The sequence below is a fragment of the Vibrio sp. 1078-1 genome (genome assembly GCF_033340475.1).
Genome location: NZ_JAWOWM010000406.1, coordinates 1 through 673, shown reverse-complemented (window position 1 = coordinate 673; position 673 = coordinate 1). Strand labels below are relative to the sequence as shown.

The 673-nt window shown below is 46.2% G+C and carries 1 protein-coding gene and 1 pseudogene; both read left to right on the top strand.

Annotated elements, in window-relative coordinates; genetic code table 11:
• Window positions 1-150, top strand: a pseudogene (gene obgE / locus R7190_RS27855) (GTPase ObgE); the annotation flags it as partial.
• Window positions 151-342: 192 nt separating this feature from the next.
• The coding region (locus tag R7190_RS27850; RefSeq protein ID WP_318137926.1) for a threonine/serine exporter family protein at window positions 343-673 on the top strand (331 nt) is incomplete at its 3' end.

The following is a 673-nucleotide window of genomic DNA, read 5'->3' as shown; positions in this document are numbered from 1 at the left end:
GAAGTGGCTGAAGAAGATAAAGTTAACTTCATGTGGGATGATTACCATAAAGATGCAATGGCAGGAAAAGACGTTGTTACTGAAGATGACGACTGGGATGATTGGGATGACGAAGAAGATGACGGTCACGTTGTCTACGTTCGTGACTAATTGTCCTCTCCAAGCGATGTCTTGCTAGAAAATTTAATAAAGCCGCAAAATCTATTGCGGCTTTTTTTGTATCTAAATCATATTTAGATGATGTGATTTGCGGCACAATAGTGGCTTCGCGTGATGATTCGGGAATGTTTGACCTCCTTCACGTGAGAGTAAGCAACACCCTAAAAGGACTTAGACCTATCTATGAATCTAGAAACCATACCGTCTGGAGAGTTGACGGTATCTAACCAACGCTCCATTTCTCGACTTGTCGCTCAAGCCGGACAAATGCTGTTGGCCCATGGCGCAGAAAGTACGCTTGTGTGCGATATCATGCGTCGTATTGGCTTAGCTTGTGGCGTGCATGAAGTGGCTGTAGCCCTCTCAGCCAATGCCTTGGTTGTCACGACCGTAATGGATGGACACTGCATCACCACTACTCGAAGCTGTGCCGATCGTGGCATCAACATGCGCGTTATTACGCAAATTCAACGCATCTGTATCATGATGGAGCGCGGGTTACTCGATGCTGCCA